Here is a 14,912-nt window from a genome sequence, read left to right as displayed (position 1 = left end):
TAGGAATATACATCTGATGTTTCTTTCTTTATTAGTTATAATTCCATTTCTTAGTGGTGTTTTTTCATTTTTTTCTTTTAGATTTCAGAGAAATATTCCTCGTTGGATTGCTATAACAGGAATAGCATTAACGTTATTAATTGTTATGAAAATATGGTTTTTTGAAGATTATCATACTTACCAAGTAAAAAGTTATGCTCATGCAAGCTATGAACTAATATTACCTTGGATATCAAACATTGGAATTAAATTTCATATTGCTGTTGATGGTTTTTCAATTATCATGCTTTTTTTAACTTCATTTTTAGGAATAATAGCTATTTTATGTTCTTGGAATGAAATAAAAAAAAATGAAGGTTTTTTTTATTTAAATATTATGCTTGTTTTAACTGGTACGATTGGTATTTTTATTGCTTTTGATTTATTTTTATTTTTCTTTTTTTGGGAAATTATACTTATTCCAATGTATTTTTTAATTTCATTATGGGGTCAAAAAAAAGAAGATAAGCAAAATTGTATAAATGTTGCTAATAAGTTTTTTATATATACTCAAATATCAGGTTTAATAATGTTAGCATCAATTTTATTATTAGTTTTAACTTATTATAAAAATAATAATATTTTAACTTTTAATTATGATTTATTGATTATGAAACCAGTTGATAAAAGTATAGAATACATTATTATGTTAGGGTTTTTTTTGGCTTTTATTATAAAAATGCCAATTGTTCCTTTTCATGGATGGTTGGCTGATTTTCATGAAAAATCTCCATATTGTGGTGCTGTAGATATAATTGGTGCTTTATTAAAAACTGCTCCATACGGTCTTTTACGCTATAATAAAATGCTTTTTCCTCATGCAACAGAGCATTTTGCACCTATAGCAATTTTTTTAGGTTTTTTTAGTGTTTTTTATGGAGCTTGGGTTGCTTTTTCTCAAGTTAATATTAAGCGTTTGATCGCCTATTCATCTATTTCTCATATGGGATTAATGTTAATTGCTATTTATGGTGGCAACGAAATATCTTTGCAAGGTTTAGTTATTCAAATTTTATCTAATAGCATATCTACTGCTGCCTTATTTATTTTATCAGGTCAAATTTATAAATATCTAAAAACACAAGATATAAGTAAAATGGGGGGTTTATGGACAAATGTTTATTGGATTCCAGGTTTTTCTTTATTTTTTGCATTATGTAATTTAGGTATTCCAGGAACAGGGAATTTTATTGGTGAATTTTTAATATTATTCGGTATATTTAAAGAATGTCCATTGATATCTATAGTTGCAGCAATAAGTATTGTTTTTTCATCTATTTATTCTTTAAATATGATTCGAAAAATTTACTATGGTGTTTCTCAAAAAGATATTCCAAAAATTTTTTTGAATATAAAAGAATTTTGGATATCAATAGTATTGATTTTTGTATTAATTTTTTTAGGTTTAACCCCTCAAAAAATATTAAATACTTCGTTTGAATCTATACATTTTATATATAACTTCTCAAAAAGAATGTACTAATTCTATTTTAAAGATAAGGTTATGATTAATAATGATAATTAATCTACAAGAATTAATAGCACTTTTTCCTTTTTTAATTTTACTACTATCGGTAGTAATAGTTATTTTATCTATTTCTTATAATCGAAATCATTTTTTTGTTGCTTGTTTTACTATAATTAGTTTAATAGTTACTCTTGCTTCATTATATTTTTTGATTTCTATAGTACCTATTGATATAACTAGTTTATTTCATATTACTAAACGTTCTATCTTATATGCAGGTATGATTATAATTTCTAGTATTGCAACTTGTGTTTTTTCCTATCCTTGGTTATTAAAATATGCTTTTAATAAAGAAGAATTTTATTTGTTAACGCTTCTTTCAACTTTAGGTGCTGTTTTTTTAACTGTTTCTAATCATATGTCATCTTTATTTATTAGTATTGAATTAATGTCTTTACCAATATTTGGTTTAATTGCTTATTCTAGCTCTCAAAAGTATTCTTTAGAAGCATCTTTTAAATATCTTATTTTATCTGGTGTTTCTTCTTCTTTTTTATTGCTTGGTATTTCATGGGTATATGCTATTTCTGGAAATCTTAGTCTTTTATCTATATATCAAATATTTTCTGATTTATCAAATAGCGAAAAAATAATGATTTTATTTGGTATAATTATGGTATTAATGTCTTTTTTCTTTAAATTATCCATGGTTCCTTTTCATTTATGGACAGCTGATATATATCAAGGAACTCCTTCATCTGTTTTATCTTTTTTTTCTGTTTCTGGAAAAATTGCAATTTTTAGTGTTTTACTTTATTTTTTTTCATATTTTTCAGTTTTTGATCATAAAATAATATTTTTAATATTGTCATTGATTAGTTTTTTTTCAATATTATTTGGTAATTTAATGGCTATATTTCAAACAAATATTAAAAGGTTTTTTGGTTATTCATCCATATCACAATTAGGTTATTTGCTAATAATATTTCTTGTTTCAAAAAACGAGTACTTTTTTTCTTTACAGATAAGTGGTATTTTTTTATTTAACTATTTATTAACAAATATAGTGTATTTTGGTGTTATTAACTTATTTTCTAGTTCTTATAAGTACGATATAGATTCAATTGATTTATACAAAGGTTTATTTTGGTCACAACCTCTTTTAGCTAGCATAGTTACAATTGTATTGCTTTCTTTAGGAGGGATCCCTATAACTTTAGGATTTTTCGGAAAATTTTTTATTTTTTCTATTATTATAAAGCATCATTTATGGGCTATTGGTTTTTCATTTTTAATTGGTACAATACTAGGTATGTACGGTTATTTAAGATTAATTATCAATATGTATTTAAATCCATCAAAATACTTATTTCTTGAGAATACAAAAAAATCTTATTTTTGGTTATGGAGCCCCTCTGGATTTTTAGTATTTATTTCTGGAATAATGTTATTGATATTAGGAATATATCCTACTCCATTGATACATTTAATAAAATTCATGCAATAATTTAAAAACTTAATTTTTTTATATTAAACTAATCAGTTCTATTAAAAAATATAATAAGAATATTTTTAATGATTTTTTATCTCATTCTTATTTTTCCTTAGTTTTAGTTGTATTAATGATTAGTACGTATATTTTTAATAATATAAAAAAATATTCATCCTCTATATTTTTCTTGTTCTTATGAAATTGAATAACATTTTATTTTTACTAAACAATATTTTTTCTTTTTTGTGCTAGTAACGATGTTTTTATTATTTTTTTCTTTAAAATTTTTTGTTACTTTAGGGTTAAGACCTATGTATTTATAGAAAAAATTTTTAAAAAGTTTTTCTATAATTTAATAAGTGTTATTACTTTTTTTAATGTTTATACGATTGAAAAAATCAATAACAAAGTTTTTCTGTTTCAGTTTTTTTAACCCTTTCTGCCATATTAGTAGTCGCTATTACTGCGTTTTTCATAAATCTGATTTTTAACTTTAAAAAATATTAATAATTTTAAAAAAATATAAAATTTTATTTATTTTTATAGTAGTTAAAAATATAGTTTTTTTATGTTACTTACTATTTTTTAGTAAATATATAAAAATTTTTTTATTTTTTAATAAGTAAAAGATATGTATAAAAAAAAATATACTTTTTCTATGTGGATTGAATATTTAGAAAAATTTGATAAAAAAGATAGAAAAAATCTTTTTGAATTAAAATTTATTGCAAAAAAATTAGGTCTATTAAATTTAAAGTCTTTTTTTTTTACTATTGGGGGGACTAATGGAAAAGGAACAACCTGTGCAATGTTAGAAAAATTACTTTTAGATTCAGGTTATAAAGTAGGATTATATACTTCTCCACATCTCATAAATTATTGTGAAAGAATTAGAGTTAATGGACTGCAGCTTAGTGAAAAAGACCATATTTTTTCTTTTTTTATTATAGATTCTGAAAAAGGTAATGTTTCTTTGACTTATTTCGAATTCATTACACTTTCAGCATTATTTTTATTTAGTCAATATTCTCTAGATATTATAATATTGGAAGTTGGTTTAGGAGGGCGTTTAGATGCTACTAATATTATAGATTCAGATTTATCTGTTATCACTAATATAGGAATTGATCATACTTCCTTTTTAGGAAAAGATCGTTTTAGTATTGGTCGTGAAAAATCTGGTATTTTTAGAAAAGGAAAAATTGCAGTTATTGGAGAAAAAAACATTCCATGTTCTGTTGATCAAATAGCTAGAGAAAAAAAAACAATTTTAAAAAAAGTTGATGTAGATTGGTTTTGGACAAAAAAAAAAATTGATTCATGGGATTTTATTCATTCAAATGTTCAATTGTATAATCTTCCTATTTCTCAAATACCATTACCTAATACAGCTATTGCTTTGTCATCTTTATTTTATTCTGGATTAAAAGTTAATTTAAAAAAAATAAGAAGTACTATTTCTAAAGTTCAATTATCTGGTAGATTTCAAACAGTTTTTAATTCCCCCCGCATTATTCTCGATGTTGCTCATAACGTTAATGCTGCTTTATATCTTTCAGAAAAAATTGATGAAATAGATATACAAGGCAAAATATATGCAATTTTTGGTGTTTTAAAAGATAAAGACGTTTCAGGAATTGTTCGAACATTAGAAAAAAAAATTCACTATTGGTATGCTTCATGTTTAAAAACAAATCGTAGTGCTAGTATTAACTGTTTAAAAAAAAAATTACCTGTTCAGAATACATTTTTTTTAATAGTGTTGATGATAGTTGGAAAGCTATCAAAAAAGTGATATCTAAAAAAGATATTATTTTAGTCTTTGGTTCTTTTATTACTGTTTCTGAATTTATCTCTATTAAAGAGATAGAAGATTAACATTATATTAAAAAATATAATTTTGGAAACAAATTATGACTTTTATAGATTATGTTATTCTTTTTATTATTTTTATTTCTGTTTCTTTTGGATTATTCCGTGGCTTTATTCAAGAAGTAATTTCTTTTGTTCTTTTATTTTTTAGCATTTATTTTTTCAGTAATTATTACTATTTTAGTTCTTTTTATTTAAAAAAATCAAAATTTTTTATTAGAAACAATTTTTTTTTGTAATGATAATTTTTTTTATATTTTATATTTTAAATATTGTTTTAAATTTTTTTATAAAAAAAATTTTTATAACAATTGGATTGTCACATTTAAATGTTTTTTTAGGAGGTATATTTGGTTTTGTTCGTGGAATTGTACTAGTTTTTTTTCTTCTTTTTTTTATATTTTGTTTTAATCATTTAGTTTATTTGAATTATTTAAAGCATTCTTTATTAATTGATTTTTTATTTCATGTTAAAGATTATCTATTATTAATTTTTTTTTGATTTTTTTTAAATGCTAAGCACATTAATAAAAAATATAGTGTGCTTAGAATTATTAGAGTTAATTTTAAAAATTTTTTTAATGTTCAAACATAGCAGAAATAGATTCTTCATTACTAATTCGTCTTATAGCTTCTGCTAGCATACCTGCTAACGTCAAAGTTCTTACATTTGGTAATAATCTAATTTTTTCTTGTAATGGAATAGTGTCGCATACAACTACTTCATCAATAACAGATTTTTTTAAATTTTCTGATGCTTCTCCAGAAAAAATAGGATGGGTAGCATATGCAAAAACTCTTTTAGCTCCTCTCTCTTTAAGAGCTTCAGCTGCTTTACAAAGCGTTCCTCCTGTATCAATCATATCATCAACTAAAATACAATCTCGATTTGCTACATCGCCAATGATATGCATAATTTGAGAAATGTTGGGACGAGGTCTTCTTTTGTCTATAATTGCCATATCAGTATCGTAAAGAAGTTTAGCAATAGCTCTAGCTCTTACTACTCCACCAATATCTGGTGAAACAACAATTGGATTTTTTAATTCTCTTTGCAACATATCTTCTAAAAGAATTAAACTACCAAAAACATTATCTACAGGAACATCAAAAAAACCTTGTATCTGTTCTGCATGAAGATCTACTGTTAATACACGGTCAACTCCAATGCTGGATAGAAAATCAGCTACCACTTTAGCTGTAATTGGAACCCGCGCTGATCTTACACGGCGATCTTGCCGAGAATATCCAAAATAAGGAATAACAGCTGTAATTCTACCTGCTGATGCTCTTCTTAAAGCATCTACCATTACAACTAATTCCATAATATTATCATTAGTAGGTGAACAAGTAGATTGAATTATAAAAACATCGCTACCTCTAACGTTTTCATTTATTTGAACACTAATTTCACCATCGCTAAATCTACCTACAGCTGCGTTTCCTAAATTTATATAAAGTCGATGTGCAATAAATTTTGCTAATTTTGGAATGGAGTTTCCAGCAAATAATTTCATATCTGGCATAAAAAACCTTGTTTTTTTTATTTAAAAGTGTTTTTTTTGAATTATTTCAACATTAAGATAATCTATTTTTTAGTTAAAAAAACTGCATATTTCTTTTATAAAAAGCACGATGCAATGGTGAAATATTAACACTTTTTGCAATGAATCCTTGAACGTTATGAGGAAGTAGAGAATATATTTTCTGTGCAGATTTTTTGTCATCAAATTCAGAAAAAATACATGATCCTGTTCCAGTAATACGTGAAGGCGCATAAAGAGATAGCATAGAAATTATTTTTTTTATTTTCTTAAATTTTTTTTTAACTATGTTTTCAAAATCATTATGAAATTGTGATTTTAATAAAAAATCAATCGGTTTTTTTTTTGCGTTTTTTTTAATAGAATAATTAGAAAATATATTTTTTGTTAGCATTGGAATATTAGGATAAACAATTAAATACCATTTTTCTTCTCTATTAATAGGATGTAAAATTTCTCCTATTCCTTCAACAATTGTCGTATTTCCCATGATAAAAGCGGGTATATCTGAGCCTATTTTTAAACTTAATGTAGCTAATTCTTTTAAAGTGAATTTTGTTTTCCATAAATTATTTAATACTACTAATGTAGTTGCAGCATTAGATGAACCACCTCCTAGTCCACTTCCGATAGGTATTTTTTTATTTAAAAAAATTTCTGCTCCAAAATGAGAAGATTCTTTTCCCGAAGAATAAAATGCTTTTTCTTTTAATAATTCAGCCGCTACAATGATGCTATTTTTCACGTTTAAAAGAGAATTATTTTCAGTAAATAATTCAATAGTACCTTTTTTATTTGGAATAATTGTTAATGTGTCACCATAATTAAGAAATTGAAATAAACTTTGTATATAATGATATCCATCTGAACGAATACCAGTTACATAAAGAAATAAATTAATTTTTGCAGGAGATAGCCATGTATGTATCATTTTAATATTTATATCTTAAAATAATTGTATTTATATTAACATTGGTTAAAATTATACTGAAAAATGTTAAAAATGATATAATCATTTTAATGGAAAAAATTTTTTATTTTGATATTTTTGTAAAATTGCATTAAAAACATCTCTTTTTTACTAAGATATTTAATTAAAATTTATTTCTGTATATTTTATTTTTTTTAAATTTAATTTTTATTAAAAAGTGTATTAAATGTGCATAATTGCTATATTTAGGATTTTTGTAGTAAATATGGCACAATTTCTATTATTTTAAATTAACAAAATTATTTATAAGATAGATTATAAACGGGATAATATTTTATGAATTCATCTATTTTTAATAAATTAAAATCTTTAAGAAATCGTTATGAAGAAATTGAAATTATGCTTTCTCAAAAAGATACTATATCAAATCAAGAGAAATTTAAGAATTTATCTAAAGAATACTTAAAACTTTCTGAAATTGTTAAAAATTTTATTAAGTGGGAAAAATTAGAAAGTGATATTAAAAATATTAATTCATTATTTAATGATGTAGAAATGCATGAGATAGCTGAAGAAGAACTTTTTATAGTTAAAAAAGAAAAAAAAAAAATAGAAGATAATATTAAAATATTGTTATTACCTATAGATCCTAATGATGAGCATAGTTGTTTTATTGAAATTAGAGCAGCAACAGGAGGAGATGAGTCGTCAATTTTTGCTGGAGAATTATTTAGAATGTATACACGTTATGCCGAAAATCGTATGTGGAAAACAGAAATAATGAGCTCAAGTGAAAATGAAAGAGGAGGATTTAAAGAAATCATAGCTAAAATTACAGGAAAAGGTGCATGTGGTCGTTTAAAATTTGAATCTGGTGGTCATCGTGTTCAAAGAGTCCCTGAAACAGAATCCCAAGGAAGAATTCATACATCAACTTGTACTGTAGCTATTATGCCAGTTAGACCTAAAACTGAAAAAGAAGAAATTAAAATTTCTGATTTAAAAATTGATACTTTTCGTTCTTCTGGCGCTGGTGGTCAACATGTAAATACTACTGATTCTGCAATTCGAATTACTCATATTCCTACTGGAAATGTAGTAGAATGCCAAGATGAAAGATCACAGCATAAAAATAAAGCTAAAGCTTTGTCTATTTTATCCGCTCGTGTATATGCTGATAAACTAGAAAAAAGTCAAAGAGAAAATTCATCTATGAGACGAATTTTATTAGGAACTGGTGAAAGATCAGATAGAAATCGAACATATAATTTTGCTCAGAATAGAATTACAGATCATAGAATTAATCTTACTATATATAAATTAGATGAAGTTTTACAGGGAAAATTAGATTTACTTATTAATCCAATAATGAGAGAGTATCAAGCAGATATGCTTTCTTCTTTATCTAAATGTAAATTATGAATATAAGATACTTTTTGAAAAAAGCAACTAAAATGTTGTCTCATTGTGATAATCCTCGATATGAAGCTGAGATTTTATTAAGCCATGTTTTAAAATGTACGCGTGTTTCGATTATAATCAATGACGAAATTATTCTAAGTAAAAAACAATGTAAAAAATTAAATAATTTTATTTACAGAAGATCTATAGGTGAACCTATAGCTTATATAATAGGAAAAAAAGAATTTTGGTCTTTGTCTCTATGTGTTTCGTATAAAACGCTTATTCCTAGACCAGATACGGAAATTCTAGTAGAAAGAGTATTGTCTAGAATGAATAAAAATTTTGAATCTATCCTTGATTTAGGAACAGGTTCAGGTGCGATTGCTTTAGCTTTAGCCAGTATTTGTTCTAATTGGGACATTACTGGTGTTGATAATTCAAATGAAGCGCTTAAAATAGCTAATATAAATGCGTTAAAATTAAATTTAGAAAATGTACGATTTTTTTATAGCGATTGGTTTTCTCACATAAATAAAAAATTTCACATTATTGTTAGTAATCCTCCATATGTCAGTATAAAAGAAATAAATTTACTTAAAAAAGATCTTTTTTATGAACCATTCAATGCATTAATTTCGAAAAAAGACGGATTATTAGATATTGAGTTAATTATACAGCAAGCAAGGCAGCATTTATTTTATAAAGGTTGGTTGTTAATTGAACACGGATGGAAACAAAAGTTGAAAGTGCAATTTTTATTTAAAAAATACAATTTTTTTTATATAGAATCTTTTAAAGATTATGGAGGTAATGATCGAATTACTCTTGGTCAAAAAAAATAGTAAAATTACTAAAATAGTATTTTTTAGTAAAATGATTTAGTGTTTTAATATGTAAAAAAATAAAAAATATAATTTTACATTATCATAAAATATATATTAATATATATCTACGTATAATTTTAAACTTTTTATTATATAAAAATATTGCTATAAATAATAATATGAAATCTTTTCCCAATATTAATTTTTCTAAATTGTCGCTTCTCGATTCTATTATTGCAACTTCTCAAGTTATTAGAGAAGATTTTCCTACAAAATCTGTAATTTCTGATTTATATGATAAGGTCAAAGAAGCGAAATATTACATTTCATCTGAGATTGAACCCAATTTAAAATTAAAAAAATTGCTAAAACTTTTTTATCAAAACTGGCGATTTGGTGCTGCAAGCGGTATATATAAACTTTCAGATGTTCTATGGATTGATAATGTTTTAAAAACTCGTCAAGGTACTGCTGTTTCTTTAGGTGTTCTTTTTTTATATATTGCACAAGAATTAAAATTACCATTAAATCCTGTAGTATTCCCTACACAATTGATTTTAAGAGCAGATTGGATAAATAAAAAAAAATGGTTGATTAATCCTTTTAATGGAGAAATTTTAGATCAACATACTTTAGAAGTATGGTTAAAAGGTAATATTAGTCCAACTGCGGAATTATATGAAAATGATTTATATAAAGCCGAATCTATTACTGTCGTTCGTAAAATGTTAGATACATTAAAATCAGCATTAATGGAAGAAAAAAAAATGGAATTAGCATTAAAAGTAAGTAATTTATTATTACAAATCAATCCAAATGATCCCTATGAAATTCGTGATAGAGGATTGATATATGCAAATTTAGAATGCAATCATGTTGCTTTGACAGATTTGATTTATTTTGTTGAAAATTGTCCCGAAGATCCTATTAGTGAAATAATTAAAGTGCAAATTCATGCTATTGAGCAAAAAAAAATGATATTACATTAAAAAATTATTTAAACATTTTATCCTAAGTTAATTATTTTACGTTTGTGTTCTGTTAATAAATATAATTTTTCAATTATTTTTTTATTCAAAGAATTTATTTTTTTTCCCTCTAAATAATCATCAATTATGTTATATGTAATCCCTAAAGCTTTTTCATCTTCTTTTTGTGGTTGCTCATCTTCAAGATCGGCAGTTGGTTTTTTTAAATACAAATGTTTAGGACAATTTAACTCTTTTAATAATAATTTACCTTGTCTTTTGTTTAATTTAGAAATTAAGTTAATATCTGTTCCGTTATCTCCATGTTTTGTGAAGAACCCAGTAAGAATTTCTGCTGCATTGCCCGTTCCAACAACTAGTCCATTTTTTATAGCTGCAATACTATATTGTACTTTCATTCTTTCTCTTGCTTTTTCGTTTCCTTTAATATAGTCTGATATTTTTATTCCTTGATTTTTTAATGATCTTTCACTATTTAAAACTGAATTTTTAATATTAATTGTAAAAATTTGATCTGGATTGATGAAATTAATTGCATCTCTGCAATCTTTTTCGTCTAATTGCGTACCATATGGTAATCGTAATGCAATGAATTGATAAGATTTTTCTTTTTTTTCTCTTCGTAATTCTTGAATTGATAATTGACATAACTTTCCGGTTAACGTTGAATCTTGTCCTCCGCTAATACCTACTATTAACGATTTTAAATGAGTGTTTTTAATTAAATATCTTTTTAACATTTGAATACGATTTTTTATTTCTTTCTTCGGTATAATTAGTGGTTTAACTTTTAATAATTTAATAATTTTTTTTTGTAATGTCATTTTTGTCCTGTTATTATATTTTTATTTTAAATATTAAATTTTTTCATAAAATTGATTAATATTATATATTAAAAATAATAAGTTCGAAAGTTTGTATTAAAATATCACTATTTTAATCAATAAAAAATGGTAAAAAATATTGAATAATTTAATTTTTGTATTGAATTGTGGTAGTTCTTCTGTAAAATTTGCAGTATTAAATCCTAATAATAAAAAAAAATATTTATCTGGTTTAGTAGAGTGTTTATTTTTGTCAGAAACATATATTAAATGGAAATATTTAGGAATAGAACATAAAAAATATATAGGTTCTCATTTATCTCATAAAGATGCGTTAAATTTTATTTTCGATGAATTTTTTTTAGAAAAAAAAGATATATATACTAATATAATAGGTATAGGACATAGAGTAGTTCATGGGGGTAATAAAATAAAATCATCTATTTTGATAGATGATAATACTATTCAATTAATTAAAAATGCAATTCCATTTGCTCCATTACATAATCCAGCAAATTTAATCGGCATCAAAATAGCTATGGAGAAATTGCCTATTTTTTCAAAAAAAAATGTAGCTGTTTTTGATACATCTTTTTATCAAAATATGCCAGAAACTTCATTTTTATATGCTATACCTTATTCTTTTTATAAAAAACACCATATCCGAAGATATGGAGCTCACGGTACAAGTCATTATTATGTTGCTTCTGAAGTTGCTGTTATTTTAAATAAAAGTTTTAATTCTCTTAATGTTATTACATGTCATTTAGGTAATGGAGCTTCTGTTTCTGCCATTCGAAATGGAATATGCGTAGATACTTCTATGGGATTAACGCCTTTGGAAGGATTAGTAATGGGTACTCGTAGTGGTGATATAGATCCTTCAATTATTTTTTTTATGCACCGAATACTTGGTATAAGTATCGATAAAATTTATACAATACTTACAAAAGAGTCTGGTTTATTGGGTTTAAGTGAAATAAGTAGTGATTTTCGTTATTTTGAAAAAAATTATTATTCAAAAAAAAATGCAAAATTATCTGTAGATATATTCTGTCATCGTTTATCTAAATATATTGCTTCTTATATATGTTTAATGGAAAATCGTTTAGATGCTATAGTCTTTACTGGAGGGATTGGCGAAAATGTCCCTTTAATTAGAGAAATTACTTTATCAAAGTTATTATTAATAGGGTTTAAAGTTGATATTCAACGTAATTTAATTATTAAGAATGGAAAATATGGATTAATTACTCAGGATGAGTCTCGTCCAGCGTTTGTTATTCCAACAAATGAAGAATTAGCGATAGCTCAAGAGACTATAAAGATAATTCGTTAAAACAATAAATAGTTACTTTATAGTACATTATATATTACATTAAAATAAAAAATAAATTATGTCACGTATTATAATGTTAGTTCCTTTAAATAATAGTGTTTCTTTAACAACCATTAGTTTAAGCTTACTTTATTTTTTTAATAAAAAAAAATCAAATAATTATTTTGAATATTATTCTTATTTTTCTCTTATAAAATCAGAAAACACAAATTGTATCAGAAAAATTTTTTCAAAAAAAATAAATATACTAGATAAAGTAAACTTTTCTAAAAAAAATTTTAATTCTTATAAATATTCTTCTCTCATAGACTTAATGATTAAAGAATGTTCTAATAGAAAAAAGAAAAATGAATTGATTTTAATCAAGGGTATTAATAAAAAAGAGCATTACGATTCTGATCAAATCAATTTTGATATTGCACAAAATATAGGTGCAGAGGTAATATTAGTAGAAAATTTAAAAGAATACTCTTTGAAATATTTTAAAAAAAAAGAAGAAAAAATTAATTTTTTTTTACAGCAAAAAAAATATAAAAATTTTTTAGGCGTAATTTTTAATAAAATTAATTCTCCTTTTATTGAAATGAAATATAATTTTATTGATAAATTAACAATTTTAAAAAATATAAAAAAAAATATATGTATTAATGAAATTAAAAAAGATCTTGTTTTTAAAACTTCTTTTCCTGTTATAGCCTTTATTCCTTGGAATAAAGATTTAGTTCAATTGTCTGTAATGAATATTTTTAAATTTTTAAATGCGAATCTTGTAAATACGACAAAAATAAAAAATTCTTTTATAAAAAACATAGCAATATTTGATGAAGATGTTTCAGTTATTTCAAAAAAAAATTATACTAACACATTAGTATTAGTTTCTTTAAGTCGAATGGAAATATTTTTTAACACATTATATTTACTATTAAAACCAAAGAAAATAGGTGCAATTTTATTAACTGGAATATTAAAGTTAACTCCGAATCTTATTAAATTACTAAAATTTTTAATAGATCAAGGTACTCCTATACTTACTTTTAAAAAAAATACAATAGAAACGTTATCTCAATTACAAAAGTTTAATTTTAATATTAATATTCAGAACAAAGTTTCTATTAGAAAGTCATTAGAATATATTTCTGGTTTTTTTAACAAAAATGATTTAATCAGCTTACAGAAAAAAAAGAGTTATTTTTATAAAAAAACATATTCTCCTAAAGAGTTTTGTTATCGATTAAAGACTTTGTCTAAAAGGAAATCTAAACGTATTATACTTCCTGAATCATACGAAGTGCGTATATTAAAAGCAGCTTCAATGTGTTGTCATCTGGGTATAGCAGAATGTATATTATTAGGCGATCCAAAAAAAATTTATAACATTGCAAATGAAAGTGGAATTTTTTTAAATAAAAATATTGAAATAATAAATCCGCTCTTAATAAGAGATAAATATCTTTCTCGTTTATTAGACATTCGTAGGAATAAAAAAATAGATGAAGTTTTTGCAAAAAAACAATTGAAAGATAATGTTGTGTTGGCAACATTAATACTAGAATCTGGTGAAGTTGACGGATTGGTTTCTGGGGCAGTTAATACAACTGCCAACACTATACGTCCGGCATTACAGATTATTAAAACTAATTCTATTTATTCTTTAGTTTCATCTATATTTTTTATGTTGTTACCAAATGAAGTTTTAATTTATGGAGATTGTGCAATTAATATAGAGCCAAATGCAGAAGAATTAGCTGAAATTGCAATTCAATCTGCTGATTCAGCAAAAATATTTGGTATAGAACCACGTATAGCAATGTTATCTTATTCTACTGGTTATTCTGGCACTGGATGGCAAGTAGAAAAAGTTAGAAACGCTACTTCTATTGTAAAAAGAAAAAGACCTGATTTAATCATAGATGGTCCAATTCAATATGATGCGGCAATTTCAAAAGAAATTGCTAAATTAAAAATGCCGTATTCGTCTATTTTAGGATTAGCAAACATTTTTATTTTTCCAGATTTAAATTCTGGTAATATAACTTATAAAGCCGTTCAGCGTTCAACAGATCTTATTTGTATTGGACCAATGCTACAAGGTCTAAAAAAACCAGTAAATGATTTATCAAGAGGTGCGTCGGTAGAGGATATAATTTATACAATTGCATTGACGTCTATTCAATCTTTATGAAATT

The 14,912-nt window shown here is 24.2% G+C and carries 13 protein-coding genes; 10 read left to right on the top strand and 3 right to left on the bottom strand.

The genetic code is table 11. The features are described from left to right. Window positions 1-16: 16 nt before the first annotated feature. The 5 genes from nuoM (at window position 17) to D8S97_RS03240 (ending at window position 5,373) form a co-directional block, all read left to right on the top strand. The gene (gene nuoM, locus D8S97_RS02935) at window positions 17-1,522 is read left to right on the top strand and encodes an NADH-quinone oxidoreductase subunit M (RefSeq protein WP_158361550.1); all 1,506 of its coding nucleotides are present in this window, start codon (window positions 17-19) and stop codon (window positions 1,520-1,522) included. 31 nt (window positions 1,523-1,553) lie between these two features. Continuing rightward, the gene (locus tag D8S97_RS02930) at window positions 1,554-3,014 is read left to right on the top strand and encodes an NADH-quinone oxidoreductase subunit N (RefSeq protein WP_158361547.1); all 1,461 of its coding nucleotides are present in this window, start codon (window positions 1,554-1,556) and stop codon (window positions 3,012-3,014) included. A 616-nt stretch (window positions 3,015-3,630) separates the two neighbouring features. Further along, entirely contained in the window at window positions 3,631-4,794 is a 1,164-nt protein-coding gene (gene folC / locus D8S97_RS02925; protein ID WP_261789577.1) for a bifunctional tetrahydrofolate synthase/dihydrofolate synthase, read from the top strand. A gap of 118 nt (window positions 4,795-4,912) precedes the next feature. Continuing rightward, entirely contained in the window at window positions 4,913-5,110 is a 198-nt protein-coding gene (locus D8S97_RS03245) for a CvpA family protein (RefSeq protein ID WP_158361544.1), read from the top strand. Then, window positions 5,110-5,373 (top strand): CvpA family protein, encoded by a 264-nt coding sequence (locus D8S97_RS03240; protein WP_158361542.1) that lies wholly within the window; start codon window positions 5,110-5,112, stop codon window positions 5,371-5,373. The genes D8S97_RS03245 and D8S97_RS03240 overlap by 1 nt, the downstream gene beginning before the upstream one ends. Before the next feature lie 76 nt (window positions 5,374-5,449). Here D8S97_RS03240 and D8S97_RS02910 read toward each other — a convergent pair whose 3' ends face one another. Both D8S97_RS02910 and ispE read right to left on the bottom strand, forming a co-directional pair. After that, entirely contained in the window at window positions 5,450-6,397 is a 948-nt protein-coding gene (locus D8S97_RS02910) for a ribose-phosphate pyrophosphokinase (RefSeq protein WP_158361540.1), read from the bottom strand. A gap of 73 nt (window positions 6,398-6,470) precedes the next feature. Next, complete coding sequence (ispE, locus tag D8S97_RS02905; protein ID WP_158361538.1) at window positions 6,471-7,346, bottom strand: 4-(cytidine 5'-diphospho)-2-C-methyl-D-erythritol kinase; 876 nt, start codon at window positions 7,344-7,346, stop codon at window positions 6,471-6,473. A gap of 336 nt (window positions 7,347-7,682) precedes the next feature. Between ispE and prfA the strand changes: the two genes are divergently transcribed. The 3 genes from prfA (at window position 7,683) to sirB1 (ending at window position 10,563) form a co-directional block, all read left to right on the top strand. Further along, complete coding sequence (gene prfA, locus D8S97_RS02900) at window positions 7,683-8,768, top strand: peptide chain release factor 1 (RefSeq protein WP_158361536.1); 1,086 nt, start codon at window positions 7,683-7,685, stop codon at window positions 8,766-8,768. Next, window positions 8,765-9,592: a peptide chain release factor N(5)-glutamine methyltransferase gene (prmC, locus tag D8S97_RS02895; RefSeq protein ID WP_158361534.1), complete on the top strand. Its 828-nt coding sequence runs from the start codon at window positions 8,765-8,767 to the stop codon at window positions 9,590-9,592. Before prfA ends, prmC begins: the two co-directional genes overlap by 4 nt. A 161-nt stretch (window positions 9,593-9,753) precedes the next feature. Next, window positions 9,754-10,563, top strand: coding sequence for an invasion regulator SirB1 (sirB1, locus tag D8S97_RS02890; RefSeq protein WP_158361532.1), 810 nt, complete (start codon window positions 9,754-9,756; stop codon window positions 10,561-10,563). 17 nt (window positions 10,564-10,580) lie between these two features. Here the strand turns inward: sirB1 and nadE are convergent, their stop codons facing one another. Beyond that, window positions 10,581-11,387, bottom strand: a complete 807-nt coding sequence (nadE, locus tag D8S97_RS02885; protein WP_158361530.1) for an ammonia-dependent NAD(+) synthetase — start codon at window positions 11,385-11,387, stop codon at window positions 10,581-10,583. Window positions 11,388-11,523: 136 nt separating this feature from the next. On the opposite strand from nadE, the gene D8S97_RS02880 reads away from it, so the two are divergent. Both D8S97_RS02880 and pta read left to right on the top strand, forming a co-directional pair. Next, window positions 11,524-12,726: an acetate kinase gene (locus D8S97_RS02880; RefSeq protein WP_158361528.1), complete on the top strand. Its 1,203-nt coding sequence runs from the start codon at window positions 11,524-11,526 to the stop codon at window positions 12,724-12,726. 58 nt (window positions 12,727-12,784) lie between these two features. Continuing rightward, window positions 12,785-14,908: a phosphate acetyltransferase gene (gene pta / locus D8S97_RS02875; RefSeq protein WP_158361526.1), complete on the top strand. Its 2,124-nt coding sequence runs from the start codon at window positions 12,785-12,787 to the stop codon at window positions 14,906-14,908. Window positions 14,909-14,912: the final 4 nt, after the last annotated feature.

The sequence above is a fragment of the Buchnera aphidicola (Rhopalosiphum maidis) genome (assembly GCF_003671935.1).
GTDB classification, from domain to species: Bacteria; Pseudomonadota; Gammaproteobacteria; order Enterobacterales; family Enterobacteriaceae; genus Buchnera; species Buchnera aphidicola_AL.
Note: the sequence above shows the minus strand (reverse complement) of the source record. Positions and strands in the feature narration are given on the sequence as shown.

Coding starts and splice junctions, on each gene's coding strand:
- folC (WP_261789577.1), top strand. CDS start 3,631: ATGTATAAAAAAAAATATACTTTTTCTATGTGGATTGAATATTTAGAA.
- D8S97_RS03240 (WP_158361542.1), top strand. CDS start 5,110: ATGATAATTTTTTTTATATTTTATATTTTAAATATTGTTTTAAATTTT.
- D8S97_RS03245 (WP_158361544.1), top strand. CDS start 4,913: ATGACTTTTATAGATTATGTTATTCTTTTTATTATTTTTATTTCTGTT.
- sirB1 (WP_158361532.1), top strand. CDS start 9,754: ATGAAATCTTTTCCCAATATTAATTTTTCTAAATTGTCGCTTCTCGAT.
- prmC (WP_158361534.1), top strand. CDS start 8,765: ATGAATATAAGATACTTTTTGAAAAAAGCAACTAAAATGTTGTCTCAT.
- D8S97_RS02910 (WP_158361540.1), bottom strand. CDS start 6,397: ATGCCAGATATGAAATTATTTGCTGGAAACTCCATTCCAAAATTAGCA.
- pta (WP_158361526.1), top strand. CDS start 12,785: ATGTCACGTATTATAATGTTAGTTCCTTTAAATAATAGTGTTTCTTTA.
- ispE (WP_158361538.1), bottom strand. CDS start 7,346: ATGATACATACATGGCTATCTCCTGCAAAAATTAATTTATTTCTTTAT.
- nuoM (WP_158361550.1), top strand. CDS start 17: ATGTTTCTTTCTTTATTAGTTATAATTCCATTTCTTAGTGGTGTTTTT.
- nadE (WP_158361530.1), bottom strand. CDS start 11,387: ATGACATTACAAAAAAAAATTATTAAATTATTAAAAGTTAAACCACTA.
- D8S97_RS02930 (WP_158361547.1), top strand. CDS start 1,554: ATGATAATTAATCTACAAGAATTAATAGCACTTTTTCCTTTTTTAATT.
- prfA (WP_158361536.1), top strand. CDS start 7,683: ATGAATTCATCTATTTTTAATAAATTAAAATCTTTAAGAAATCGTTAT.